At 35.9% G+C, this 25,282-nt stretch carries 21 protein-coding genes, 1 tRNA gene and 1 other RNA gene; 7 read left to right on the forward strand and 16 right to left on the reverse strand.

The features are described from left to right. Window positions 1-13: 13 nt before the first annotated feature. The 8 genes from QWU_RS08130 to ettA form a co-directional block, all read right to left on the reverse strand. Window positions 14-1,756, reverse strand: a complete 1,743-nt coding sequence (locus QWU_RS08130) for a peptidoglycan D,D-transpeptidase FtsI family protein (protein ID WP_006590230.1) — start codon at window positions 1,754-1,756, stop codon at window positions 14-16. Then, window positions 1,756-2,160, reverse strand: a complete 405-nt coding sequence (gene ftsL, locus QWU_RS08135) for a cell division protein FtsL (protein WP_006590229.1) — start codon at window positions 2,158-2,160, stop codon at window positions 1,756-1,758. Before ftsL ends, QWU_RS08130 begins: the two co-directional genes overlap by 1 nt. Next, window positions 2,157-3,155 (reverse strand): 16S rRNA (cytosine(1402)-N(4))-methyltransferase RsmH, encoded by a 999-nt coding sequence (gene rsmH, locus QWU_RS08140; protein WP_006590228.1) that lies wholly within the window; start codon window positions 3,153-3,155, stop codon window positions 2,157-2,159. Before rsmH ends, ftsL begins: the two co-directional genes overlap by 4 nt. A gap of 225 nt (window positions 3,156-3,380) precedes the next feature. Beyond that, window positions 3,381-3,773, reverse strand: an RNA gene (gene rnpB, locus QWU_RS09570) — RNase P RNA component class A. An 86-nt stretch (window positions 3,774-3,859) separates the two neighbouring features. Then, window positions 3,860-4,369 carry a lytic transglycosylase domain-containing protein gene (locus QWU_RS08145; protein ID WP_017196566.1) on the reverse strand — a complete coding sequence of 170 codons (510 nt, stop codon included), beginning with the start codon at window positions 4,367-4,369 and terminating at the stop codon, window positions 3,860-3,862. Between the two features lie 723 nt (window positions 4,370-5,092). Beyond that, window positions 5,093-5,470: a hypothetical protein gene (locus QWU_RS08150; RefSeq protein WP_017196567.1), complete on the reverse strand. Its 378-nt coding sequence runs from the start codon at window positions 5,468-5,470 to the stop codon at window positions 5,093-5,095. A gap of 1,285 nt (window positions 5,471-6,755) precedes the next feature. Continuing rightward, window positions 6,756-7,694 carry an ArsR/SmtB family transcription factor gene (locus QWU_RS08165; protein ID WP_017196570.1) on the reverse strand — a complete coding sequence of 313 codons (939 nt, stop codon included), beginning with the start codon at window positions 7,692-7,694 and terminating at the stop codon, window positions 6,756-6,758. Window positions 7,695-8,168: 474 nt separating this feature from the next. After that, on the reverse strand, window positions 8,169-9,818 hold the full coding sequence (ettA, locus tag QWU_RS08170; protein WP_017196571.1) for an energy-dependent translational throttle protein EttA: 1,650 nt from the start codon (window positions 9,816-9,818) through the stop codon (window positions 8,169-8,171). A gap of 239 nt (window positions 9,819-10,057) precedes the next feature. On the opposite strand from ettA, the gene QWU_RS08175 reads away from it, so the two are divergent. Both QWU_RS08175 and pncA read left to right on the forward strand, forming a co-directional pair. Then, window positions 10,058-10,582, forward strand: coding sequence for a hypothetical protein (locus QWU_RS08175; RefSeq protein WP_006590223.1), 525 nt, complete (start codon window positions 10,058-10,060; stop codon window positions 10,580-10,582). A gap of 60 nt (window positions 10,583-10,642) precedes the next feature. Then, window positions 10,643-11,251, forward strand: coding sequence for a bifunctional nicotinamidase/pyrazinamidase (gene pncA / locus QWU_RS08180; RefSeq protein WP_006590222.1), 609 nt, complete (start codon window positions 10,643-10,645; stop codon window positions 11,249-11,251). A gap of 43 nt (window positions 11,252-11,294) precedes the next feature. On the opposite strand, the gene QWU_RS08185 is transcribed toward pncA, so the two are convergent. Next, the gene (locus tag QWU_RS08185; protein ID WP_006590221.1) at window positions 11,295-12,347 is read right to left on the reverse strand and encodes a DUF475 domain-containing protein; all 1,053 of its coding nucleotides are present in this window, start codon (window positions 12,345-12,347) and stop codon (window positions 11,295-11,297) included. 355 nt (window positions 12,348-12,702) lie between these two features. On the opposite strand from QWU_RS08185, the gene QWU_RS08190 reads away from it, so the two are divergent. After that, a complete protein-coding gene (locus QWU_RS08190; protein ID WP_006590220.1) occupies window positions 12,703-13,242 on the forward strand; it encodes a helix-turn-helix domain-containing protein in 540 nt (179 codons plus the stop codon). Window positions 13,243-13,654: 412 nt separating this feature from the next. Further along, window positions 13,655-13,834 carry a YegP family protein gene (locus tag QWU_RS08195; protein ID WP_006590219.1) on the forward strand — a complete coding sequence of 60 codons (180 nt, stop codon included), beginning with the start codon at window positions 13,655-13,657 and terminating at the stop codon, window positions 13,832-13,834. Between the two features lie 616 nt (window positions 13,835-14,450). Here the strand turns inward: QWU_RS08195 and QWU_RS08200 are convergent. Together QWU_RS08200 and QWU_RS08205 are read right to left on the reverse strand one after the other, a co-directional pair. Then, entirely contained in the window at window positions 14,451-14,765 is a 315-nt protein-coding gene (locus QWU_RS08200; RefSeq protein ID WP_006590218.1) for a hypothetical protein, read from the reverse strand. After that, a complete protein-coding gene (locus tag QWU_RS08205) occupies window positions 14,762-15,628 on the reverse strand; it encodes a hypothetical protein (RefSeq protein ID WP_006590217.1) in 867 nt (288 codons plus the stop codon). Before QWU_RS08205 ends, QWU_RS08200 begins: the two co-directional genes overlap by 4 nt. 467 nt (window positions 15,629-16,095) lie before the next feature. Between QWU_RS08205 and QWU_RS08210 the strand changes: the two genes are divergently transcribed. Then, window positions 16,096-16,410, forward strand: a complete 315-nt coding sequence (locus QWU_RS08210; protein ID WP_006590216.1) for a helix-turn-helix domain-containing protein — start codon at window positions 16,096-16,098, stop codon at window positions 16,408-16,410. Here the strand turns inward: QWU_RS08210 and QWU_RS10445 are convergent. Continuing rightward, complete coding sequence (locus tag QWU_RS10445) at window positions 16,334-16,516, reverse strand: hypothetical protein (RefSeq protein ID WP_006590215.1); 183 nt, start codon at window positions 16,514-16,516, stop codon at window positions 16,334-16,336. The two genes, QWU_RS08210 and QWU_RS10445, sit on opposite strands and share 77 nt — an antisense overlap. Before the next feature lie 1,085 nt (window positions 16,517-17,601). Further along, a tRNA-Ile gene (locus QWU_RS08215) sits at window positions 17,602-17,678 on the reverse strand. A gap of 170 nt (window positions 17,679-17,848) precedes the next feature. On the opposite strand from QWU_RS08215, the gene QWU_RS08220 reads away from it, so the two are divergent. After that, a complete protein-coding gene (locus QWU_RS08220) occupies window positions 17,849-18,586 on the forward strand; it encodes an SIMPL domain-containing protein (protein ID WP_006590214.1) in 738 nt (245 codons plus the stop codon). A 39-nt stretch (window positions 18,587-18,625) separates the two neighbouring features. On the opposite strand, the gene QWU_RS08225 is transcribed toward QWU_RS08220, so the two are convergent. From QWU_RS08225 to dnaG, 3 genes are all read right to left on the reverse strand, one after another. Further along, entirely contained in the window at window positions 18,626-19,099 is a 474-nt protein-coding gene (locus tag QWU_RS08225) for a YcgN family cysteine cluster protein (protein WP_006590213.1), read from the reverse strand. 522 nt (window positions 19,100-19,621) lie between these two features. After that, window positions 19,622-21,637: an RNA polymerase sigma factor RpoD gene (rpoD, locus tag QWU_RS08230; RefSeq protein ID WP_006590212.1), complete on the reverse strand. Its 2,016-nt coding sequence runs from the start codon at window positions 21,635-21,637 to the stop codon at window positions 19,622-19,624. Between the two features lie 339 nt (window positions 21,638-21,976). Next, complete coding sequence (gene dnaG, locus QWU_RS08235) at window positions 21,977-23,914, reverse strand: DNA primase (protein ID WP_017196575.1); 1,938 nt, start codon at window positions 23,912-23,914, stop codon at window positions 21,977-21,979. Between the two features lie 133 nt (window positions 23,915-24,047). On the opposite strand from dnaG, the gene QWU_RS08240 reads away from it, so the two are divergent. Beyond that, window positions 24,048-25,265: a mechanosensitive ion channel family protein gene (locus tag QWU_RS08240; protein ID WP_006590210.1), complete on the forward strand. Its 1,218-nt coding sequence runs from the start codon at window positions 24,048-24,050 to the stop codon at window positions 25,263-25,265. The last annotated feature ends 17 nt before the right edge of the window (window positions 25,266-25,282 follow it).

Raw genomic sequence — 25,282 nt, forward strand, 5'->3', positions numbered from 1 at the left:
CTTTATATTAATTTTACCGTTGTTTAACGAAACTCGAACTGTTCTTTGTGCTCAAAATAGGCTCATACTCTTTTTCAAAATCTGGTTTTATTCCCAAAAAACTAGCTGAACGGCGAATAATGTTAGCAAGCATCGGCCCTGCATTCATTGCTGCTGTTGCTGAACGCTGTCCATCTTCAGGCTGGGGTTCATCAATAATTGTTAAAACAACATAGGAAGGATTCTCAATAGGAAAAGCAGCAAGAAAACTATTGAAATTTTTTGTTTTAGAATATTTTCCATTTTCAACTTTTTCGGCTGTTCCTGTCTTACCACCAACGCGATAACCTTCTACTTTTGCATTACGTCCCGAACCAATATCACTATTTAATTTATAAAGATAACGCATATTGTGACTCGTTTTAGTCTGCAAAACTTTTTTTGCCTGTTGCAAAGCCTGTTCTTTTGTGCGTTTTAAAAAGGTAGGAGCAATTAACCACCCATCATTCATTAAAGCAGCAGCGCCCACTGCTGTTTGCAAAGGTGTTGTTGCCATACCATGGCCAAAAGAAATCGTCATAGAATGAATATCCTTCCAATGATGTGGCACAACAGGATGAGCAACTTCTGGCAATTCTATAGTCAATCGATCAAGTAAACCAAATCGTTTCAAAAAATCACGATGTCCATTAACTCCTACCGCCAAAGCCTCCTTAGCAGAACCAATATTGGAGGAATAAATAAAAACCTCCTGCAATGTTAAAGGACGATTTTTCCCATGAAAATCACGAATAAAATAATTTTTACTTGCCTGAATAGGCTGTGAAGCGTCAATGACGCTATTTAAATGAAAAAAACCTGAATCAAGTGCCATTGCAGTTGTAAAACTTTTAATAATAGATCCCATTTCAAAAGTTCCAGCAGTCATTCGATTAAAGCGATCGCTTTTCAAAGCATCAACAGGATTTCCAGGGTCAAAATCTGGTAATGATGCCAAAGCCAATATTTCCCCTGTGTGAATATTTAAAATAACTGCTCCCGCAGCAATCGCTTTATAACGCTTCATTGCCTTAACAAGTTCATCATGCACAATAGTTTGAATACGCACATCGATTGAAAGCTGCACTGGATTTAACGATTCTTCTGTTGCAAGACCAGCAGCACGCAAAGCACTCAAACCAGCATCATCAATATATTTTTCTATGCCAGCTATGCCCTGATTATCAACATTCACTATGCCAAGAATATGTGAAACCACAGATCCACTTGGATAAAAACGACGAATTTCCGTACGAAAACCAATCCCTGGAATACCAAGAGCCATAATTTGCGTCTTTTGCTTTGGCGTTAATCCACGCTGAATCCAAGAAAAGCTAGATTTTTTTTTAAGACGTTTATAAGCCTCTTGCCAATTGAGAAGAGGCAAAACCGTTGAGAGCAATTCAATAGTTTCGTCTACATCAATAATGCGTCGCGGTTCAGCAAAAAGCGAATAAGTTTTAATATCCGTTGCCAATAAACGGTTATTACGATCAACAATATCAGGTCGAGCAGTCAATTGAGGCACACTTGGCCCTTTCGCTTCTTCAATCTGTCCACCTTCAAGTCCATAAGAAATAAGGCATGCCCCCATAACACCATATAAAGCAAGGAAACAAAACAAAGAAAAGAGCAAACGTAAACGACCAGAAAAGGAGCGACGAACGGGAAAATTATGAATATCGAACTTATTATTTAAGCACTTTTTCTTTTGCGAAAATAGAAAATATGATTTCATTACCGCACGCCTTTTTGCATAACGCGTTTTACCTGAAAAGCACGGCTATTTGCCAAAATATCCTTACCATCTTCCAAGATATTTTGTTTAATCACCTCTTCAATGGGATCATATACACGCACTGGAATATCTTTAAATTCCACAACTTGATGAGGCTGTATAATCTCTAAACCGAGCTCTTTTTGATAACGTTTTGCAAGTTTTTGCATGCGTGAGGGCTCTATCATCACAGCCCATTCAGCATGAAGTAAACTCACTGTATTTTTTGCTGCAGCAATTTCATGTTCAAGACGACGGATTTCGCTCATTCGTTTTTGAACATCATATTTTACCTTATAAGTAAGGCCTGCCATACAAATCATAATCATCACTAAAATCATATCAAATGTACGAAAAACTGTCATTTTTTATTGCCTTCAAAACGAGCAATTTCTGCTAAACTAAATAATTTCATATCTGCAGCAAGACTCTCAGCCTCGGTACGTATCCCAATACGCAACTTTGCAGAACGTGAACGAGGATTTTGTTGGATTTCTTCTTGATTTGCAGTGATCACACCTTTAAACAAAGGAAAAAATGTTGCCGGAATTGTCTCTATCTCAGGTAGATAGCGTGATTTTACATGCTTTCCTGAACGCGCAGAAAAAAATCTTTTGACCATACGATCTTCAAGAGAATGAAAACTCACAACCGCCAAACGGCCTCCTGGTTTCAAAACCTGTTCAGCAGCAAATAAGCCACGTGCAAGTTCACTAATTTCATCATTCACATAAATACGAAGAGCTTGAAATACACGCGTTGCAGGATGAATACGCTCTCCACTTTTACGCCCCACCAACACCTCAATGGCATGAGCAAGATCACCTGTACGCAAAAAAGGCTGAATAGAGCGGCGTTTTTCAATCATTCGTGCAATTCGACTCGCATAGCGTTCTTCTCCTAAGATTTTAAAGATTCTTGCTAACTCATTACTTTTTAAATGATTTAAAACATCACTAGCAGTAAAACCGGCCTGAGCCATTCGCATATCTAAGGGACCATCTTTTTGAAAAGAAAATCCCCTCTCAGATTCATCAAGCTGCATTGAAGAGACACCAATATCCAAAATAACGGCATCTACTTTCTCTTCAACAACACATTTCAATTTTGAAAACTCCATCTGCACCAAACGAAGTCGTGGAAAAAATTCATCAACAAGCGGCTGTCCTACAGAAATAGCATAAGGATCACGATCAAGAGCAATAACCTCTGCACCTGCATTTAACAAAGCACGTGTATAACCACCAGCACCAAAGGTGCCATCAATCACTTTTGCCCCTACCAATGGCGCAAGTCCAGCTAAAACTGGCTGTAACAACACTGGAATATGGCGTTCAGCTCTGTGACCTTGTTTTATCAAAATAATCCGTCTTGATTTACATTTTTAAAAATCAACAGCTCTCTGATAGTAACTTACATGAGACATAACCAAAACTTTACCTTTTACATTTCACAATGTAAAAAAATAAAGCCAAAGTTAATCTAGCGCATATCCTAACGCATTATAATTAAAGAAATGTTATGCTTTTTAAAAAAGCTCTGCATAATTAATAATATATAATACCAATAATGTAGGCAGCAATAAAAGATCAGTCGGCCTATAAGCCGGGTTCTGTATAATAAAGCTTACACTTTATATGGCAACCATTCATCTAGGACGGCTGTTACCATCCGCCTCATGCAACCCACCCGAATGACTCGCTCGGAAATCAGCTGCAAATTATACAATCTGCACGTCATTTCTATTTGGTCTTGCTCCCGGTGGGGTTTACCTTGCCGCATTCATTACTGAATGCGCGGTGGGCTCTTACCCCACCTTTTCACCCTTACCTATAAAAATAGGCGGTTTACTTTCTGTGGCACTTTCCCTAGGGTCGCCCCCGCCGGGTGTTACCCGGCACCGTTTTTCCGTGGAGCCCGGACTTTCCTCACTTGCCGCATTTCAACATGAGACAAGCGCGGCTGCCCAGCCGACTGACACACTATTTATAAAACATTTTTCATCAAGTGAAAATAGTATCATCTAGAAATTTTATAGCAAATACATTACTCTTAAGGCTGTTTTTATTTTAATGAAGCTAAATAAGTTTTTACTCTTGAACAATATTTTGCTGAAATGGAATTCATTTTTTTTGCAGCATGGCCTGCATTATATTTAAGGATTGTACCACATGTATTGCCACCACTGAGTTTATAAGCCCGTGCTAAATAACGCATACCATATTCAAGATTAGTCGCAGGATCGTAAAGGTCTTGTATAGAACCATTAAAACCTAATCCACGTGCTGTAGCAGGCTTAATTTGCATCAAACCTATTTCGCCAGCAGCCCCCTTTGTATATGCTTTATAATCACTTTCAACTTTTACAACAGCATGTGCTAAATTAACAGGAACATTGTATTTATTTGCAAATTTCTGAATAAGGGTCTCATAAGGACGAACAGAAATCTTAGGTGCAAGATTTACTAAGTTTTCATTTGATCCTGCAACAGTTAAGACGGTATAAGCAAAATTTATACCAAACATAAAAAATACAGCAAACGCTGTACTTAAAAGAATTTTCAAAAATTGCATTTTCTTTCTCTTTATTTAAGACATTTATAAATCCTAGCCACAATAAGTTTACAGGTGTATTTTACAGAATAAAAAAAGCTAAAAAGCGGCTTAAAAATGAAAATATTAAGATAATTTTTTGTAATAGAAGAAAAACCATTAAGTTATAAAATATATATCTATTTATTTCGTAAAATAACAAAACATAAAGAAACTATAAAGACAATTTAAATTTACTTAATAAGTGATATATTTTTCTAATTTCTGAATAAAGCTACCATGTTATTCATTTATAGCAAAAAAAGCATAAAAAATGCCACTGTTATTTCTTATAGAGATTCCCTAAAATCCTTTATTGAGATTAATTTCACAATCGCCAAAAGCAATACATATTAAAGATCTTTTACCAAACACTCTAGATACTCCAAAATACCTTTAGGAACAGAAATATACCAATTTTTCCCATGAGTAATAAAGAAGCAGAAAATACCCGCAACAAAAAACTATACGAAAAAAGCCATTTATCAAAATAAATCATTCTAATGGAATGCACATAAATGTGTATCAAAATGCTTATTTTTCTCTTGCTTAGCACCATTCAACAATTATTTTTATTTTTTTAAAAGTTCGATAAAGGATAGTATAAAAACATACCATTCGCATAAAATGATAAGTCCATTTATTCATAGAATAACCTATCCCTATCTTTAAAAATCATAAACGCACAATTCTTGAAAGAAACAACTAAAAATAACTGCTAGCGATAGAAGGATGAGAAATCGCTTTTGATAACACCATAGCAACAATTCTACCTAATTTTTGAGCTTGCTCACTGTTGTGACCATTCGCAAAAGCAATTGCAATCATGTCACAACGCACTCGCTCAACCAATTTCTTTTGTTCTTCATGATTAAGCTTAGAGAGATGCATAATAATATCTGGAAAAAACACTGCCATTCTCTCTAAAAGCATTCCCTCTGTAATATTAACCTGGGAAGAAGAAAAAGAGCGATTAGACAAAAACCGCTGAACCTCAACATTTCGAAAAGCAAAAAGGCTGGTAAAAAAAACCAAAAAAGCAAATAGAGTAAAAATAATACGAGACCTACAATCTTCCACCATCTCTTACCTAAAGCTCATAACACATAAAATAAACACCCCTAATGCACTAAAGCTTTAATAAAAAAGCTCCTCTTATCATTGACAAGACAACAGAAGAACTAAAAAAACCTACAATTACCCCCACCTTAAACATTACAAAATGTTGCGCCCCCATCCATACACGCACTTTAAAAAATTTCATAAGGCTATAACACCATCTCCTCCTAAAAGCTTGGCTGAAGAAACCCTCAGCCAAGCCAGACAATCTAGGGGATCCACGCGGGGGGGGGGGAGGAGGTTCCCCGATCGTCTTCTCGCATCAACCACTAAGATAGCCGATGCAATATCATTGCTATGGAATAAAATGTTCTAAACGACAAGAAATTCTTATCATCTTTCATGCAAAAAAACATAAAAAAATTATAAATCGTTTAAAAATGGAAAAATTTAGGCAAAAAATATTTAAAATGATCTAATTTGAAGCAATTTTATTCCAAAGAGAATCAATAATGATCTGACATCATCATAATTGCATAGTCGTCTTTCAGAAACTTCTATGACCATAAAAATTCAAAAACATAAGTGATCTGCTTGAACATCATTGAAATGTAAAGACAAAGTATAAAAAACAGCAAATACATATTCGATAGCTTTCGCCATAACAAACTAACATTTTTTTACTGCTTCCCCTTTTTATGAAATCATATCTGTCGCAAAAACGGCACGTTCACTTATTTTCTTAAAAAGATATTTTATCTTGCTTTCTCCATGATCTTCTAGCTCTACATAAAAAATAGAACTTAAGATCCATTGGAAAAACCATCTTTATACTTAGAGAAGCAACAAGCCAGTACCGCATATTGACCTGTTTTTAATATTGTAAATGTTTTTGCATTTCAGAGATTCATTAAGAAACCTATTAACTTCTTTCCCCCTAAAAAATTTCTCTACAAATGTCTAAAAATGATTGTCTCTTATGACACACAAACAAATGATTTTTAAAATTATAAGCTTAAAATAAGAAAATATTTCTGTATTGAGAATTCTAACGTATGTTAGAAAACAAGGAATATATTGCCCTATAAAGACTGCATCAATACCCATTCATAAAACCCTAAATAACCTCATCTCTATAGGAATTTTAGTGATATAGCTTGCACACTACCTATTAAGGCACCAATACATTTCATGAAAAAAATACAATGCGCATGTAAAAAACAATAACTTTTTAAAGACTGACTCAAATGCTATCTCTACTGCTTGTAATTTTAAAAAATCAGAGAATAAAGCAGGGTTACAAATAGAATTACGCAAAATCAACTTTTTTATCTTTAATATCATCTATCAGCATACGCGGATCACGTGCGAGCCAAACTGCAACCATATGTCCCTCATTATTTTTATTTTGCATAGAAGTAAGACAAAGCTTTTGTTCCAGAACAAGCCCAGCATTTTTAAGCCATTGTTCCACTTGTAAGCCTAAAAATCCACGCTGCATATGAGCATAATCAGAATATAAAAAATCAACTTCATGCGCAACAAAATCCACAATTAGTAAACGCCCCTGAGGGCGTAAAACACGCGCCGCCTCATGAAGAAACATCTCAGGACTCTTAAGAAGGTGAAGAGCCCAATTAAGAAAAACTAAATCAAAAGTTTCCTCCCCAACAGAGAGCTGAAAAACATCACTCTCAAGCGTAATTTCAACGGAACGTCTATAAAGACCTGAAAACCATTTTAAGACAGAACTTGCATTTATACCAACGCTTAGCATAGTTTCAAATGGTTTATCGCCAATGATTTTAAGTAAAACACTTTCCACAACATGATCTGCACTATAAGATAATCGAAAATTCTCCCATTGTGCTGCATTTCGTAAAAAATCTTCCTTCTCATTTTTTTGCACTATTTTTTTTACATCCAATAAACGTTCTAAATCATGTGCTAATATAACCTCATGCTTTTGCAAAGCCGCAAGAACAGTCATTACAATGTCTTTGCTCCAACAACTATGACAAAACTTAAAATAATTCTTTTTCCCCTTCTGATAACACGTAATCAACCCTGCCTCACACAATGAATGTAAATGCCGCCACACATACGATTGCGACTGACAAAGGATGAAACTAAGATTGGAGATTGTTAAATCTTCATGACACAATAGCGCTAAAATACGTAAACAACTCGCTTTTGCCATTGTTTTCAGCAATCCAATCATTGCATCCAAATTTTCTATTTTTTTCATCAATATTCCTTAACTCAGATAAACATTTATTCTGCATAATAGAAAATCAAACAGGAGGCATAGAGTTGCATAACTATTGTTTATATTGTTTGCTGATAATATAAAAATGAAAGATTTGTAAAAAACGAACAGCTTCCCCCCCCTCTATTTCCTTAATCACAAAGCCACATATGAAAATTTATAACGCTCTATTGTAACTTGATGCGTATGCGATATTGATACACGTTTCAGCATACCCAATATGATATATCCACTCTGTAAAGAATATAATCAAGGTTCTACATTATTTCTATCCTAGATGCGATGAATAAAAACCTCACACCATGACGTCACTGTTAAAAAACAATACACTAATTTAAATGATAATTTATCACCTTTAACTAGAATTAATCCACAAACATAGCAAAACTCTTTTATTGTATCCTCTTATAAGACACCAATCACCATTTTCTAAGACTAAGCTTAATAAAAATTCTAGCGTGTAAGTGGCTTGTAGTTAACACGCTTAAAATTGAGGGTTTCTGCACCAAAACGGCGTATCTTATCAGTCTCATATTCAGCAAAATTACCTTCAAACCATTCTACATGGCCATCACCTTCAAAGGCCAGAATATGTGTTGCCAATCGATCAAGAAACATCCGATCATGTGATATAATTACCGCACAACCAGCAAAATTTTCCAATGCATCTTCCAATGCCGCTAATGTTTCAGTATCAAGATCATTAGTTGGCTCGTCCAGGAGAAGAACATTGCCTCCCTCCTTTAAAAGCTTAGCCAAATGGACACGATTACGCTGCCCTCCTGACAAATTTGCTACCTTTTGTTGTTGATCTGTTCCCTTGAAATTAAAAGCACCACAATAAGCGCGACTATTCATCTCATATTTGCCTAACTTAATAATGTCATTTCCACCAGAAACCTCTTCCCAGACGGTTTTACTCCCGGCTAATGCATCACGACTCTGATCAACGTAACTCATATGAACTGTTTCTCCGATACGGATTTGACCTGAGTCTGGCTGTTCCTGCCCCGTCAACATTTTAAACAAAGTAGATTTTCCCATGCCATTAGCACCAATGACTCCCACAATACCACCAGCAGGAAGCTTAAAAGAGAGATCATCAATTAATACACGCTCACCATATGCTTTAGAGAGATTATTAACTTCAATAACAACCTGCCCCAATCTTTCCCCAATAGGAATAATGATTTGTGCCTCTCCAGGACGACGATCACGTGCGGCTTGGACTAACTCATCATAAGCTTTAATTCGAGCTTTCGATTTTGCTTGGCGCCCCTTTGGACTAGCCGCTATCCACTCTTGCTCACGGGATAACGCCCGCTGACGCGCAGCCTCTTCACGCCCTTCCTGCGCCAAACGTTTAGCTTTCGCCGCCAAATAAGCAGAATAATTCCCCTCATAAGGTATACCTTTACCACGATCTACTTCTAAAATCCAACCTGTTACATTATCAAGAAAATAACGGTCATGCGTCACTAAAAGCACCGCACCAGGATATTCACGCAGATGCCTTTCAAGCCAAGCTGTCGTTTCTGCATCCAAATGATTTGTTGGTTCATCCAAAAGCAATAAATCAGGTTTTGACAACAACAATCTACAAAGAGCAACACGCCGCTTTTCACCTCCTGAAAGCTTTACCACACTCTCATTGGCAGGGGGGCAACCAAGAGCAGCCATGGCCATTTCGACTTGACTTTCTAAATCCCAAAGATTTTGGCTATCTATCATATCTTGAAGCCGTGCACTTTCATCAGCTGTTTCTTCGCTATAATTCATCATCAATTCGTTATAACGCTCGATAATTGCCTGCTTATCTGCAACTCCTTCCATCACATTGCCACGCACATCTTTACTTGTATCGAGAAGAGGTTCTTGAGGAAGATAACCGCAACGTGCTCCCTCAGAAAGCCATGCTTCCCCTGTATATTCCTTATCAAGCCCAGCCATAATACGCAAAATGGTTGATTTACCTGCACCATTTGGTCCTAAAATACCAATCTTTGCATCTGGATAAAAAGACAAATGAATATTTTCTAAAATTTTTTTATTGCCGTAAGCCTTGTTAAGCCCAGCCATGTGATAGATAAATTGACGTACCATAAATTTCTCTTTATATTGCGTGGTATTAAAGGTTAGGACTTTGAAAAAATGCTTTCGCTTTTTTTAAGCTACGCAGCCAACTTTAAGCTACGCAGCCAACTTTAAGCTACGCAGCCAACTTTAAGCTACGCAGCCAACTTTAAGCTACGCAGCCAACAGAGTGCTTGCATTATACCAAAAGCTTTCCACTCTATATTGATACATTTTTCTTAATCTCACAAGCCCTACGACAATTTTAAATGCAAAAAAACATCCCTTCGAAAAGCAAAGAGCAAATTTTTTTAGCTGTACCTGAAACGTGTCATCAAACGTCACCTCTCTTTTCTATACCAGATACAACATTGTATTTTTACCGCATTAAACCAACATATCAATGCAATCTGAGACCACCCCAAAAACCAATTCTCTATGCCCCTTCTTTTTTTGCCTTATGGGCTTTGCATTACGCAGTAAAAAACCCCTCCCTTTTTTCATCAATTTTATGTTACGGAAAACAATTGGTGTCTCCCCTTGCCTTGATATGGCTTAAGCTGCGTTTACAAAATGATCGCTGCCTTATGGGATCTGACGTTCCAAGTTTGATGATCATGAAAGCTTTGCACCAACATGTGGCAATGAGCCACTACAGTTCACTCCCCATTGGAAAATGGCTACAATTCGTAAAAAATTATAAAATGAATCGCAAGAACCTATCTATTCCTCTTTTTTGGCTTGATAATTATAACAATAACACCAATATCCACGAAATCATCTCAAAGCTTTAAAATAAAATATAATTTTTTTAAAGGTACCATAAAAATTAGGTCTCCTACAGGAGTATGTTCATGGAGAAAAAAGCCTTAATTGTCGTTGATGTTCAAAATGACTTTTTACCAGGTGGAGCACTTGCGGTACCACAAGGCGATATCATTTTACCGGCTGTCAATAATCTCATAGACCATTTTGAGCATGTTATTTTAACCCAAGACTGGCACCCAAGACACCATTGCAGTTTTGCTTCTTCCTATACCAATAAAAAGCCCTGTGATACCGTTGAGCTTGACTATGGCCCTCAAATACTTTGGCCTGATCATTGCATACAAGGAACAGAGGGAGCAAACTTTCATACTTCTCTCAAAGTTGAAAAAGCACAACTTATTCTTCGAAAAGGCTATAATCCCAAAATTGATAGCTATTCTGCCTTTTTTGAAAATGACCAAAAAACACCAACCGGCTTGCAAGTTTACCTCAGAGAACATGGTTTTACAAAACTTGCCATGTGTGGCTTGGCAACAGATTTTTGTGTAGGGTTTTCTGCTCTTCACGCCATACAATGTGGCTTTAAAGTGAGCGTTTCATTAAACGCCTGTGCTGGTATTGATCTAAACGACTCTCTCAACACTATGCTTAAACTTATGAACGAATCCGGTATAGAACTCTTAATGGTCTCTTAAAATCTCTTGTTTTTGCTATTGCAGTACACAAAAAATTCTCAATTTACTTTGTATTAACTTCTTTATTGAGATGATAACGCTTAAAACGAAGAGAAGAATAAAACGCTATTCCAATAATACAAACCCCCACCAACCCTGTTAAAACTTCAGGAATCACTACAATAGTTTGCAAATACATAATCACTGCGAGTAGCAAAATTGCATAAAAAGCGCCATGCTCCAAATAACGATAATGCAACAATATCCCTGATTCGACCAACATAATTGTCATAGAACGAACATAAAACGCACCAATACCAAGACCAATTGCAATAATAAAAAGATTGTGAGAAAAAGCAAAAGCACCAATAACCCCATCAAAAGAAAAACTCGCATCTAATATCTCTAGATAAAGAAAAGCTCCTGCCCCTCCTTTGGCAACGGATGCAAGAGTTGTTTTAGGAGTATCCAAAAGCGAGCTGACAGCTTCAATCCCTATAAATGTTAAAAGTCCATAAACAGCAGCAAACACAAAAGTCATTTTATCTTCTATAGCAAGCTGCATTGAAAAAAATAATATCAAAATCAAAACGATTGCGATATCGACGCCAACAAGCGTTCCAAACTTTTGAGCAGGTTTTTCTATAAAAGCAAGCCAATGCACCTCTTTTTCAGAGTCAAAAAAATATTTCAAACCAACCATCATGAGGAAAGTTCCCCCAAAAGCCGCAATCCCTACATGCGCATCTGTTAAGATTGCAGCATAGCGATATGGCTCCCATATCGCTAATTTTACTGCCGCAATTGGATTAATCCCAACAGCAACAGCCACCACCAGTAATGGAAAAATAATCCGCATCCCAAACACAGCCACCAAGATACCCCATAGCAAAAAACGACGACGCCATAACGGATCCATTTTTCCAAGAACACGAGCATTTATAATAGAGTTATCAAAAGATAAAGAAATTTCTAAAATACCAAGAACACAGCAAATAAAAAAATATTTAAGAAAACCGGTAACACTACCTGTCTCAAACCAACCAAGAGTACCTCCCATAAAGATACCAACAACTGTGAAAAAAAAGGCCCATTTAAAATAGACTAATAAGGCCATGATTATTCCTCAAAATTTATTTTTTAATTTACTGTAGCACAAACCAAAAGATAGCAATCTATTAATAGACTATTAATAGAAAAACAGATAAAATCTACATGGCATTTTTATATGGAATTCCCTTTAGAAAAAACAAGAAAAGAATCAGTAATTTTACTATTCTGTTAAAAAATAAGCACGAATCCTAGATAAGATTGCAACGTAACAATTCAAAAACTACTTTCTATCCACTAAAATTAAAAAAAATAACGGAAAATAAAACTATAAATATTGACATTACATCGTGAGATATTAATACATAGTGTGCCTTTATTGGCTAAACTATACCATGATGATTTACTGAGGGAGATAATTCGTGGCACGTCCTGAAACTGAATCGAAAACTATATTTGGCAAGCGTTTACGTTATGTACGTCTCGCTTTAGGAGATCCATCACGTGAAACTTTAGCTAAAAGTTTTAGTATGACAAAAAACTCTATCGCTTTTTATGAACGTGGAGAAAGAGAACCTAACCTTAGTGTTTTACAAACATACCGTACATTATACGGTGTCAATATTAATTGGCTTTTAACCGGACAAGGAAAAATGTTTGACACTGAGTATACCAAAGGTGACTTTGATTGGAACTATTTTATAAAAAAAATCGAAGGACTTGAAGAAATTCTTGCCAAGAATGATCGTAGTGAAAACCTAAATAAAGAAAAAATTGATAGTTCTTACGAAAAATTGCAGCAATACTTGTCAAAACAGAGCTTGTCGAATGGTCTTAATCCAAAATCTGCAAGTTCTCTTATGGATATGAAAGCAAAAATGGCTAATTCTTACACCCTTAGCCTGTTCATTGATCTACTCATTCGAAGTGCATCACAAAAAGAAGTTATAGCCAATCAATAAGTATTTTTGTTACAAGAAACAGCAAAATACAAATAAACTTTATCAGGGCGGAAAGAACTACCCTTGCTCTTCTATACTGATAAAGTTTCGTGTGTTCTATTTCTATCATAGATAGGTAGTAAATAATTAACTTAACAATAATGAAAAGAAATTTTTTCTAATATAAATAAGACTATAACATCGTTATAATTTAAAAAATTGTTTTTATAGTATAAAATACCTATTTATAAATTATTGACAATAAATATTTTCCTGTTAAGAATATACAACCCTCATAGAAATTATTGTTTAAGAGCAAAAAATCGAAGGGGAATATATTGACTACTTATTATAGAGACATACCTTAATACTCATAGTCAGAGTGTTTGAATTTTATCCTGCAAATTATTGGCTATTTTATAAGGTGGGAAACATGTATTTTGAGGTGTTTCAAGGTGTTCATAATCAATGGTATTGGCGTTTAATCTCAGGAGATGAACAAAAAATTGCCTTCTCTAGCAAAGGTTATCCAACAAAGCAAGATATTCTGGTAAATATTGAGCAGATAAAAGAAGTTACGCATAAGGCTCTTATTAGAGAATTGCAATCTTAACGTTTATTAATTATTGAAAATAAAATTTTTTGTTATAGAGAACCTTATGTTGCCCTTTTATGAGGGAAAGAAAAATGATTGATCTTCCCTCAAAAAGAGAATTTTTATGTAAATTTAATATACAGAAAAATGAGATAAAGCTTCTGGCAGCTTTCATGTTCACTTAAAAAATAATCAAATGACTATTAAAACTATAAGCAAAAATGCTTTCAAATATTATACTTTCTCTTTCCCTTAACCATTTCGCCTTCTAGAAAAGAGGCGCTCTCCTTTCTTGCGCTTACCTATTATTTCCTTTCATGCCTTTTTCATTTAAACCATTTTCATAATATACTTTCTTTTCTAAACAAACACATGACCTCAAATATTGTTTGAGGCAATATATATCACCAAAAAACAATGACATTTTCATAAAAGGCTATGAAATCATATAAATTCTCAATAATCTTAACATAGCTATAAGCTTGAATAATATAAAAAATACAACCCTATCACCAAATCAACATTCACTTTTTAAAAAAATTTATCTCTCTCGTTATCCCTAACCTCTTGCATTCCTTTCTGAATACTCTCAAAATCTTTCATAGACAGTTCCAATGCAAAAAAATAAACACAATCACTTTTTTGTATGATCTTCAGATTTAATTCCTTCCTGATATTGTTTTATAACTTCCTCGTATTGCGTAACTTGTTTTTTCAGTTTTTCAATTGTTTGATCGCGTCTTTTAATCACCATACTCTGCTCTCTAATCGCTCTATCTCGTTCTTCAGTCATCTTCATAGAATCTCTTAAAAATTCATGCTTGATCTTTCTTGAATGTTCTTTAAGAGCTTTAACCTGATTACGATAATAAAGAGAAAACCGAAATGTGATGCCACTAAAAAACAAAACGACAATCACCACTCCTAATAAAATGTCATTTACACTCATGTTGATCTCCTTTTATTACCATTGAGCTGATTATTTCGACCAGTTCTTTTGTCTCGCTCTCCATCAAAAAAATGCAAAAAATTGTATGCCAAGTGCAACAACACACGCTTGGTCCCTTTATTCACTTCATCAAAACACGCTAAAAACTGATCAAAAACAGTTTCATAAAAACTGCCTAAATCCTTCTTCTCATACAAACTATTTGCAGCATACTTGTTTATAAAAAACGCAAAAGCACAAATGTTCTCAAACAACGCTAATGATAAGACTCGCTCAAAAAATCCCTCCCCCACATCATTTTTGCCTAGATTTTTTGCACCATCTAAAATATAGCTTCCTATGAAAATACCTTTTTCATTGCGAAAATCTTCACGGTTATAACCTACAATACAACCATAAAACTCTGCTCTATTACAAACCTTTGCATAAACATAAATTAAAACATCGATATAACTTTTAGAACTTTTGAAAATTTCTACAAAATGATAAACATGAACATAAACGTCAGCATGTGCATTGCTATAAATCGAAAGATTATAATAAATCTTTTCCTTGTAAACATACAATCCACCGCAAACCCCTCCACTATCGCACATCTGTGCACTACTACACACAGAGACAATGCTAAAAACAGGTAATATACAATATATCTGTCTACCTTCATAAACATAGCTGTTTGTGCAAATAGAAACATCATTAAAAAATATAGTGTCAACCCAAACACGTTCATTTTTGATAAAGCCTCTGCTATCTATATGATATTTTCCCCAATAATCACCTTCATGATTGAAAATGCCTTCATATTTAAAAAAATCATAAAGATTACTTTTTTTGATATTTCTAAACTCTCTTAACCCACCCATGTGATACACCACTTGATAGTAATCTAATCTCTTAAAAATAAAAGAAAATCTAGGGCTCCATACCCATGAATTTTTATCTTCCTACAGCCATGATCTTTTTTCTTAAGACCATAAAGCCCCGCTATATCCACATACCGAATGCAGAAATTTCTTATAAAAGCCAATGTTGGAGTATATCTTGATTTATAATGATGCTGCGTATACTATTAGTAATATTTCATGAACACACCAAGTGTATTTCCGTCTCTGGTTATACGCGCCCGCTCTGTCATAATCGTGAAACTAAGCAAGCATTTTTTATTGTTTCGAATCCGAAAGTGTATGGAGACATTTTGTTAATTAAAAACAACTCTGTATCCTTCATAAGCGAAAAGCTACGCATGGGTATTTTCACGTTCCTTGTTTCATATATCCTAGATTCGCAGCGTAATATTAACGCTATAGCGTAAATGTGTAAAGGTCTAAAAATGAAAAAGACTGAAAAAGATTGGTTCCAACGCTTAATTGAATTAATAGAAAGTGACGGACGCACAATGATTCAAATAAGTAAAGCAGCAGGCTGTGGGCAAAACTACGTACAACAAATGATAAAGGGAGGGAAAAGACCCTCTGTCGATAAGCTTATGGCTATTCTTAACACACTCGGAAATGCTAGCGCCATATATGTGATAACTGGTTTTAACATCTCCGATGAAGATTTAAAACTTATCGCTTTGATTTCGTCTGGAGATAAAAAGAAGATTGAAGCTTTAAACGTTCTGTTGACTGAGCAGAAGCTGTAGAATCTTCTACTATTTTCAATATCTCTTGCTTTTGAGCCGTAGACAAGGCCTCCCATTTGACAATAATATCAGATAAAGCTGAATCAAATTTTTCGTCATTCTTCATAGTTATACTCCATGTAGTCAAACTATATAACGCGAAAGCGTTTATACATATTCCATACCTTAGAAAAAATATGTAATTAGGCAGTATGGAAGCAGTTTTATACAAACAGGTTTTATAAAATCAGATAAAATTCTGTTGTTTATGTACCATGATGAAACAGAAAACATCGCAAGGTCCAGACTTTTTTATGAAAAAATTGGCATCATCACTTTTATCAACAACGTTAATAACGTTACGCAAATTTTGTGATTCGAACCAATAGCGAATCGATACAAAAATACCTATAAAGACCTTGCTGGTCTCCATGTGAAAAAATACAAAAAAGTCTATTTTGAAAGAAAAATATATCACAATTTTATTTTACACTGAACTATCTATGTTTTCTAAACGATATCGCAAGGCTAGAACATAACAACGTGATACGTGTAGCCCTCATGAATAACAGCACTATCTACAATTTTACGATATACTTTCAAAAAAGGCCGTCTTCTCTCTGAAATCCTCTTCGAAATACTAACATAGAGATCTATCATGAACGAAAATGGCAATACTTAAAAAGAGATAATGGGTCAAGCCCTAATGATACCTGCATGCACATTGCACAAATATTTACCAAAAGAATAACGGATTCCCAGCTTGAAAAAAGAAAAGACGACAGATGTCGTCATTATTAACTACAAAGACGTAATAGAACATATTTTATAAAAAACAAATAAAAGCCAATTTAAAATAAAAGTTTCCTTCCGATTTTACCTAAAAACGTAAAAAACTTAGAATTCAACCTATTAGAAACAATACGACATTTGCAAAAAAATAAAGACAATTTATCCCTTATCTCATGAGAAATATCAAGTGTATAATAACCCATGTTGATTCATACAAGTGTGACACTTATCATCAATAAAAGCCTTTTTGACTAAATAAAAAAGAGAGCGTAACATGACTCTATACAAAAATCATATAGAAAATCCTTTGCAAAAGAATAACCAAAAATAAAAAGAATTTAGGATAAACAGAAAAGCAAACTAGAAGAATTACAGAACTCCTAATCCCGAAATTTTCACCTAACCTATTATTTTATGGGATGGTGGGCCCGGAGGGACTCGAACCCCCAACCAAGCGGTTATGAGCCGCTGGCTCTAACCAATTGAGCTACAGGCCCCACATAGGTCGCTTCTCTCTAAACTAAAACGCCCAATGATACAAGGGCCTAGCTAAATTATAACCCATCTTTTTCTCTTTTCTATTAGTTTTTTTTCTAATACTCTAATTTCTTTACAAGCCCCCCTAGAAATGAGAAAGTAGCAAATTGCTAAATATAAAGGAATAGATATGAAAAAAACTGTTTTCCACTCGTTGAATCACTATAGAATCAAAATAGCGATTATGGCACTCGCACTACTTGTCAGTTCACTCCCCCTACACGCTGAAGCAAGCAAAATGAAAAACGCAACAATTACAGTTACTGCAACTGGCGAAAGCCAAGCAGTACCGGATATGGCAATTATCAATCTCGCCGTTGTTACTGAGGATAAAACTGCTCAAAAAGCATTAGCAGCAAATAATAAGTCCATGAATGACATTGTTAATGCCTTTAAAAGTAATGGTATCCAAGCAAACGATTTACAAACATCGGGCTTATCTATTTATCAATCTCACCCCGATAAACATCACGAAAAAAAGAATAACGAAAGACTGTATCATGTTTCAAATTCTTTAACAGTACGTATTCGTGATCTTGCCAATGCTGGTAAAATATTTGATCAAGCAATGGCGCTCGGCATTAACTCAGTGAATGGTATTACCTTTACCAATGCCGATACAAAGCCATTTTATCAAGAAGCACGTAAAAAAGCTATCACTGAAGCCATTGAAAAAGCTGAAACTATAGCACAAGCAGCAAATTTAAAATTAGGAAAAATCATTGAAATCAATGAAAATAATGATAATTATTATCCAAATCCGCGCCTTATGAGCAGTGCATCCCGCGCAAGCTACGCTGATACAAATTTTTCAGGAGGTGAATTGGGTTATAATGTCAGTGTGACTGTAGTATTTGCTATAGACTAAATCATACGACCTCATCAGTTATTGCACAAAACAATCATATCACCGACCCTCACAAAGAAGACCGGTGATATGGTGGAGATAAGCTTCTTCAGATGATAATTCATCTTCGTAAATTTCTATCTGTTCACGCGCAGAAAATTGTGTTTGTTGCACCGTCTGCCAATTTCCCGATACCAGTGGATGCCACCATGGAAGGTCTTTGCCCTCATTAATAAGCCGATAAGCACAACTTTCTGGAAGCCAACGGGCTGTTTTAACAGTTGCAACATCCAACGCTATACAGTTTGAAACAATTGATTGACGATGAACATAATTTTTACACCGACAAGTTTCTCTATCTAAAAGACGACAAGCAACACTGGTTGCATAAATATCACCCGTATCATCATCTTCTACTTTGTGTAAACAACAGCACCCACACCCGTCACAGAGACTTTCCCACTCAGAAAGTGAAATTTCTTCTAGTTTTTTTATTTTCCAAAAGGGAATTTCTTTATTCATAAAATCAGCCATATCTTTTTGAAAAAACTATCAAAAAAATCAACAAAAGATGTATTCTATTTAGAAAACATCTAATATGCAGAAAATAATGTTTCAAAACACGCAAACTAAAAGATTCGATAACCTAAATGAAATCTTTTAACTCCCTACATCCCTATAAATCACGCATAAAAATATTCTTGTAGTACGCAAGAAAAAGCGTCTGAATCATAAAAAAGTTAAAACTTTCCCACAACACCAGCCAATGCTTAAATATCATGTCCCTGAATATATTTAATCCCTGCAGACAAATAACAGCTTCAGAGATCTTCTTTTTTTGAAAAAAAGCCTTATAACTCTACCGTACTCTTTGTTGTTTTTATAAACAGCCATACAAAATGTAAAGCAACAAAAAACGCTAGACAACACCAATTTTGCATGAATTGTTTCGCCCTTTCCCTTTTTCAAAAAAACATTTTAAGAACAACATGACGCACCTTTTTTCCACACTCATCAAAAAAGAGAACATCTTTGAAAAGAGAAAAACTCCTCTATTTAAGAATCAAGAAAGCTGCGTAACTTGCGTGAACGGCTAGGATGTTTCAATTTACGAAGTGCTTTTGCTTCAATTTGGCGGATTCGCTCGCGCGTTACTGAAAATTGTTGGCCAACTTCTTCCAACGTATGATCGGTATTCATTCCGATACCAAAACGCATCCGTAGAACACGCTCTTCACGTGGCGTGAGGGAAGCAAGAACGCGAGTCGTCGTATCCCGTAGATTTGCCTGAATAGCTGCATCAATTGGCAATAATGCATTCCTATCCTCAATAAAATCACCCAAATGAGAATCATCCTCATCACCAACAGGTGTTTCAAGTGAAATAGGCTCTTTTGCAATTTTAAGAACTTTCCGCACCTTTTCTAAGGGCATAGAAAGCTTGCTAGACAATTCTTCTGGCGTGGGCTCACGTCCAATTTCATGTAAAATCTGGCGCGACGTACGTACAATTTTGTTAATTGTTTCAATCATATGAACAGGAATACGAATAGTACGTGCCTGGTCAGCAATTGAGCGAGTAATTGCTTGACGAATCCACCATGTTGCATAGGTTGAAAACTTATAACCACGTCGATATTCAAATTTATCCACGGCCTTCATCAAGCCAATATTGCCTTCTTGAATAAGATCAAGAAACTGCAAACCACGATTAGTGTATTTTTTTGCAATTGAAATCACAAGACGCAAATTCGCTTCCACCATTTCTTTTTTAGCAATGGTTGATTCGCGCTCACCTTTTTGCACCTGTGTCACAATCCGACGAAACTCACTAATAGAAATGGCAGTTTCTTGAGCAAGATTCTGTATTTCGCTACGCAAATTTTGAATTTCTTTTGCTTCACGCATTGAAAATTCTTGCCAACCAGGTCTTGGCAAAGTAGCAATATAATTCATCCAATCTGCATCCAACTCACGACCTTGGTATTCCTTTAAAAAATCCTCATGACCAATGCCATAACTATTAGCGATTCGCTTTAGCTTACCTTCATTGTGAATCAACCTTTTATTAATATCATAAAGCTGCTCAACCAAAGATTCGATACGGTTTTGATTCAAAGAGAGAGATTTTACTGCTTGAATCAACTCACCCTTTAATTGGATGTATTTTTTCTTCTGAGAAGATGAAAGAGCTCCCTCTTTCCGTTCTGCTAAACTGCTCTCAACATGCTGATCTTGCAGTTTTCGCAATTTTACATAGGTTTGTGCAATAAAATCCAATGTTTCCATGACTTGAGGGCAGAGTTCATTCTCCATTGCAGCAAGAGATAAGTTAACATCATCTTCGTCTTCTTCATCATCTTCAATACCTCCTCTATCACCGGGGATTCCCTCGAGATTACGCGTAGTAGCAGCTATTTTATCCTCTTTGATTTTATCAACTTCGCTTCGTTCAACAAGTGGAGCTTGCTTCGCTTCTGGACCAGCGTAGGTCATTTCAAGATCAATAATTTCACGAAGAAGAATCCGCTGCTCTTTTAATTCCTCACGCCAGATAATAAGAGCCTGAAAAGTCAAAGGACTCTCACAAAGTCCTGCAATCATTGTTTCACGCCCTGCCTCAATACGCTTAGCAATGGCAATTTCACCTTCCCGCGAAAGCAGCTCAACAGCTCCCATTTCACGTAAATACATACGCACTGGATCATCAGTACGATCTGTTAGCTCACGCTTATTTGTTGTCGTGGCAATTGCATGACTAGAAGCCTCTACTAAATCGCCCCCCTCCACCGTCACTTCTTCATCATACTGCTCAGAATCAACTTCATCTTCATCATCCACGACATTAATGCCCATTTCAGAGAACATCGCCAAGATATCTTCAATTTGTTCGGATGTAACCTCATTAGAAGGAAGGACCGCATTCAGTTCATCCATCGTCACATAGCCATTTTTTTTGGCAAGTTTAACCATTTTCTTGATGGCATCATCAGAAAAATCAAGAAGAGGACTATCCAAACTCGCTTGGCTTGTTATTTCCACATTATCTTTCTGTTTAACCTTTGTTGCCATACCGTAACTCCACTTGATCACTCCACAGCTCTCATGTGATCAGCTTTTTGCGCTCTCACTTAAACGTACTAACAATTCCTTATAATATACTTCTTCTCAGAGAGATTACTATTTGAAAGACTACATTTTGTATACACCCTTCATTCACACAAAAACACGGGAAAACTCTAGAAGTTTCCCCGACACCTCTCAGCCTTTCTGAGATAATCTCTATACCCTATAGTAAGAACCAATTTCCCGCTTTTCCTAAAATTTAGTCGTCATTCTTTATAAAAATGCCATTCTACACAACTTCTTCATACTAAGCCTTAGGTGACTGATTCGCATCAAAAAAGCGAATCATTTTATCGTATCTTGTTTATTCCCATCTATTTTTTCATCCAACCAACTTCCAAATCCTTCAATTAATGCTTCTGTTGCTTGCATTTGCTCTATCTCACTTTTTATCTCACGCAGCAGAGCAAAAACTTCACTCTTAGGATTTTCTACGAGTTGCTCTTCAATATCTTGTAGCCTCTTATGTAGGTGGTATTCCTGAAGATGCAAGTAGATAGCCTGTTTTAATATAGCACGAGCATCTTCAATGGGTGCTCCAACAAAGATAGTACGCATACCAATATTTTGTACAAGATGCTTCATACGCTCTAACAAAGCTTTTTGTCCTTTTTCTTCTAAGAGTGCAACCATTGTCTCTTTATCATGTAGCTGCTGATGGCCAAGAATTTCCAACATGGATTGATGAAAACATACCAATTGTGTGTTTTGTAATTCCAACTCAGCCAAAACCTCAAAATTTTCATACCATAACTCAGGATAATAAGCCAAAACCAATAAAATAACGACCTCACGCAAAGGAATAGATTGTGAAGAATTGCGCACTATATCGGAATTTGCCAAAGCAGAAAAAGACTGATTTTTGAATATCCTATTTTGAAAAGTCTGATGATAACGTCCTGGGGATATTTTTTTCGAAAAAAAGGAACCAAAAAAATCAAAAAGCCGTTTTTTTATATCCTGTAAATAATAACGACGTATATCTTCATCCTTAATCGTAAAAATTTGCTGTTTCAGTTGTTTTTCTAGAGCTGCCCGTGCCTCTGGAGTTTCAAAATTTTTTCCATAAGTAGAACGCCACCACAAAAGTTCAATCAACGGAATTGCCTTTTGCAAAAAAGTAGAAAAAAGTTGTGCCCCACCGGCAGAAATGATTTCATCGGGATCCTTACCTTGTGGCAACAAAACAAAGCGTACAGACACCCCCGCCTTTAAAAGAGATAACACGCGATCAGCAGCACGAAAAGCAGCTTTTAAACCAGCCTCATCTCCATCAAAACACAAAATGGGATCAGAATCCATCTGCCATAAAAGCCTAATTTGCGCTTCCGTTAATGCTGTGCCCAAAGGAGCTACTGCACCCTCAAAACCAGCCTTAGTCAGTGCAATCACATCCATATATCCTTCAACGACAAGAAGAGAGCGAACTTTTTCATCACCAACAGAGCGACTATTTTTACGAGCAGAAGCTGCATTGTAAAGCATATTTCCTTTATGAAACAGCATTGTTTCTGGGCTATTGAGATATTTTGCTGGCGTATCTTTTTCTAATGCACGCCCTCCAAAAGCCACTACACGGCCGCGTAAATCTTCAATAGGAAACATAATACGATTTCTAAATCGATCATAAGAAATCGTATTATCTTCACTCCACTTAAGAAGGCCACAATCTTCCATTTGTTTTATTGAAATACCACGCGCGCCTAAAGCTTCTTTTAAAGCTGTACGCCTCATAGGGGCAAAACCAATCCGAAAGCGTTCTATGAGTTTTGGCGTTACACCACGTGCATCAAGATAACGACGCACCTGCATACCTTCTTTGTCATGTAAGCTCTGTTGAAAAAAATCGGTAGCTGTTCTCATAATATCATAAAGATCAGCTTTTTCCATTTGACGTTTATGACTTTGTGGATCAAAAAGAGGTAATTTTATCCCTGCAAAATCAGCCAAACGCTCCACACTTTCTGAAAAGTGCAACCCATCAAGCTCACAAAGAAAAGTAAAAATATCTCCACTCACCCCACAACCAAAACAATAGTAACGACCTTTACGATCATCACAATGAAAACTTGGCGTTTTTTCCCCATGAAATGGACAACAGCACCAAAAATCTCCTCGTGAAGGCTTGCTTTTTTGAGGATCAAACACCACCCTTTGTCCAATAACTGTTGAAATTGGCAATCTAGTGCGAAGCTCATCAAGGAAATCAGGCGGAAAACGCATTATCTCTCACAGAGGTTTAAAATTCTCTTTTGCATATTTAACGACTTTAGAGCATAATTCCAAGACTTCCTCTTCAAGCGGTTTAAAAAATTAAAATCCTAACCGCAATTTTTCAGAAATGGAGAATGAAAAAGTGATCAAATTTTTTGTTCAATATCCGCTGCTAGAATCTATTGCTTGGCTCATCAGCCTTATTATCATTGCGTTTTTAGTCAATTTTTTAGCACGAAACTTGTTTTATCATGGAGCAAAACAGCTTTCTTCTTTTCTGCCTAAAGAAACAACAGTTGATATTGAAAACACTATTCATTACATAGCGAATATTGTTGCAGCCTTCACACTCTCAGTTGGTATTAATTTTATCCCAACACTTCCTGACACACTCAACACTATTATAGGTAATGTTGCAAATGCCTTCATTATTTTTATGGTTGTTTTAGTCATTTCTTCTTTTCTAAATATTATTAATATTCTTTATGAACAACGACCAACAGCACGATTAAAACCAATAAAAGGTTATATTCAAATCGCTAAAATTGCGCTTTTTACAGTAGCTACAATTTTAATGATTGCCACCTTAATTGATCGCTCTCCTCTTATTCTCTTATCTAGCCTTGGCGCAATGGCCGCTGTTCTCATGTTGATCTTTCAAGATACATTGCTTTCCCTCATCGCAGGTATCCAAATTTCATCTACCGATATGGTTCGTGTTGGCGATTGGATTGAAATCCCCAGTCTTGATGTCGATGGTGATGTTACTGAAATCGCACTTCATACTGTTAAAGTACAAAATTTCGATAAAACAATCACAACTGTGCCCATCCGTAAATTGGTAACGGATCCTTTTAAAAATTGGCGTGGTATGGAAGAAGCTGGTGGACGACGCATTAAACGCTCTCTCTTCATTGACCAATCAAGTATCCGTTTTCACACTGAAGAAGAACAAAAACATCTTTCCCGATTTAACTTGTTAGAAAATTATTTTACCCAAAAAATACCAGAAATCAATGAATGGAACACACAATTAGATAAAAACCACGATGTATTAGCCAATACCCGCCGTTTAACCAATATTGGAACTTTTCGTGCTTATGTTTTTGCTTATCTTAGAAAGCATCTCAATATCGAACAAAACATGACACTGATGGCACGACAATTACCTCCTACACCAAATGGTTTACCCTTAGAAATCTATTGCTTTACTAATACAACCGTTTGGCTGGAATATGAACAAATTCAAGCGGATATTTTTGATCACCTTTACTCCATTCTTCCTAGCTTTGGTCTAAAGATTTTTCAAAATCCAAGTGGCTATGATTTTCGTCATATATTAGAATTGAAAGAAAAGTAAAACGATAAAACACAATT

This window comes from Bartonella birtlesii IBS 325, from assembly GCF_000273375.1.
Classification (GTDB): Bacteria; Pseudomonadota; Alphaproteobacteria; order Rhizobiales; family Rhizobiaceae; genus Bartonella; species Bartonella birtlesii.

Coding starts and splice junctions, on each gene's coding strand:
- QWU_RS08130 (WP_006590230.1), bottom strand. CDS start 1,756: ATGAAATCATATTTTCTATTTTCGCAAAAGAAAAAGTGCTTAAATAAT.
- ftsL (WP_006590229.1), bottom strand. CDS start 2,160: ATGACAGTTTTTCGTACATTTGATATGATTTTAGTGATGATTATGATT.
- QWU_RS08145 (WP_017196566.1), bottom strand. CDS start 4,369: ATGCAATTTTTGAAAATTCTTTTAAGTACAGCGTTTGCTGTATTTTTT.
- QWU_RS08150 (WP_017196567.1), bottom strand. CDS start 5,470: ATGGTGGAAGATTGTAGGTCTCGTATTATTTTTACTCTATTTGCTTTT.
- QWU_RS08165 (WP_017196570.1), bottom strand. CDS start 7,694: ATGAAAAAAATAGAAAATTTGGATGCAATGATTGGATTGCTGAAAACA.
- ettA (WP_017196571.1), bottom strand. CDS start 9,818: ATGGTACGTCAATTTATCTATCACATGGCTGGGCTTAACAAGGCTTAC.
- QWU_RS08175 (WP_006590223.1), top strand. CDS start 10,058: ATGCAAAAAAACATCCCTTCGAAAAGCAAAGAGCAAATTTTTTTAGCT.
- pncA (WP_006590222.1), top strand. CDS start 10,643: ATGGAGAAAAAAGCCTTAATTGTCGTTGATGTTCAAAATGACTTTTTA.
- QWU_RS08185 (WP_006590221.1), bottom strand. CDS start 12,347: ATGGCCTTATTAGTCTATTTTAAATGGGCCTTTTTTTTCACAGTTGTT.
- QWU_RS08195 (WP_006590219.1), top strand. CDS start 13,655: ATGTATTTTGAGGTGTTTCAAGGTGTTCATAATCAATGGTATTGGCGT.
- QWU_RS08200 (WP_006590218.1), bottom strand. CDS start 14,765: ATGAGTGTAAATGACATTTTATTAGGAGTGGTGATTGTCGTTTTGTTT.
- QWU_RS08205 (WP_006590217.1), bottom strand. CDS start 15,628: ATGGGTGGGTTAAGAGAGTTTAGAAATATCAAAAAAAGTAATCTTTAT.
- QWU_RS08210 (WP_006590216.1), top strand. CDS start 16,096: ATGAAAAAGACTGAAAAAGATTGGTTCCAACGCTTAATTGAATTAATA.
- QWU_RS10445 (WP_006590215.1), bottom strand. CDS start 16,516: ATGAAGAATGACGAAAAATTTGATTCAGCTTTATCTGATATTATTGTC.
- QWU_RS08220 (WP_006590214.1), top strand. CDS start 17,849: ATGAAAAAAACTGTTTTCCACTCGTTGAATCACTATAGAATCAAAATA.
- QWU_RS08225 (WP_006590213.1), bottom strand. CDS start 19,099: ATGGCTGATTTTATGAATAAAGAAATTCCCTTTTGGAAAATAAAAAAA.
- rpoD (WP_006590212.1), bottom strand. CDS start 21,637: ATGGCAACAAAGGTTAAACAGAAAGATAATGTGGAAATAACAAGCCAA.
- dnaG (WP_017196575.1), bottom strand. CDS start 23,914: ATGCGTTTTCCGCCTGATTTCCTTGATGAGCTTCGCACTAGATTGCCA.